Raw genomic sequence first — 1,197 nt, forward strand, 5'->3', positions numbered from 1 at the left:
CGCCAGCGGTGCCGGGGCAACCCCGGGAATTCCGGGCCGCGCCGGGCCGGATGGGGCACCCGGCCGCGACCGGCCGGCGCCGCCGATGTTTCTCAACGACCGTCCGGCTGCCGATACAACTGCGATGCCCTTCGAAATCCAAACCAGAGGAGGAATGAGCCATGCTGAGCAATGAAGAACGGCTGCAACGTTTTGGACTGGCCGGCCGCTACGCCACGCCCGGCGTGCAGGAGCACGTCGTCACCGTCAAGGACGTCGACCAGTTGCGGCATGTCCTCGACCTCGGCCAGAGCGAGGAAGGCCGGGCCGCTCATTTCTCGTCGCTGTTCGGCGATATCTCGGCAGACGGCGACCCGCTGATCCAGCACGTGCAGGAATATGTGCTCGGCAACGGCACCCTGAGCGATGACGACCGCGCGGCGATCGCGCCGGCCTTCCCGCTCAAGATCTGCGTCACCGCCGATCCCGCGGGGCCGCTGACGATCAATGCGCCCTATGACCTTTCGACCAGCGACGGCAGCACCCGCGTGGCGATCTTCACCGACGTCACCATGAACCCGGGCGGCTATTTCATCTGCTCGGCGACGCCCCTGCAATTCACCTGCAGCACACTGACGCGCATCGGAAGCGGCGGCGCGGTGGGCGATTTCAACATCCTGGGCAAGGCTGGCGCGGACATCCCGCCGCCGGGCGGCCAGGGAGCGCCTGGACGGGCGCAAGATGGCGCATCGGGCCAGTGCTCGTCGGCCGGCATTGCCGGCAATGGCGGTGGCAACGGCACCGCCGGCGCGACGGGCGCGACCGGCGCGGCGGGCGGGCGCGGCCATGATGGCACCCCCAGCCAGATGGCGACCATCACCATCACCGGCACCGTCACCACGCCGCAGGGCCAGCAGATCCTTGTCGCCTCGCGCTCGGGCACCGGCGGCACCGGTCAGCCCGGCGGACCGGGCCAGCCGGGCGGTCAGGGCGGCAACGGCGGCAACGGGGTGAGTTGCGGCTGCACCGGCAATGGCGGCGGCACCGGCGCCATCGGCGGCCGGGGCGGAAACGGCGGCCCAGGCGGCCCTGGCGGCAACGGCGTCAACGCCAGCGCCAATGTCGTCGTCAGCGCGCTGGCGACCGAGATCCCGAAAATCCTGCAAGGCGGCGTGACCGCCGACGTGCCGTTCGGCAATGGCGGCGCCGGCGGGACGC

Annotated in this window: 1 pseudogene; it reads left to right on the forward strand. The window is 71.0% G+C overall.

The features are described 5' to 3' along the window. Window positions 1–161: 161 nt before the first annotated feature. A pseudogene (locus ACH196_RS38075) lies at window positions 162–1,197 on the forward strand (hypothetical protein); the annotation flags it as partial.

Source organism: Mesorhizobium sp. IMUNJ 23232 (genome assembly GCF_044326205.1).
In the GTDB taxonomy this organism is placed as follows: domain Bacteria; phylum Pseudomonadota; class Alphaproteobacteria; order Rhizobiales; family Rhizobiaceae; genus Kumtagia.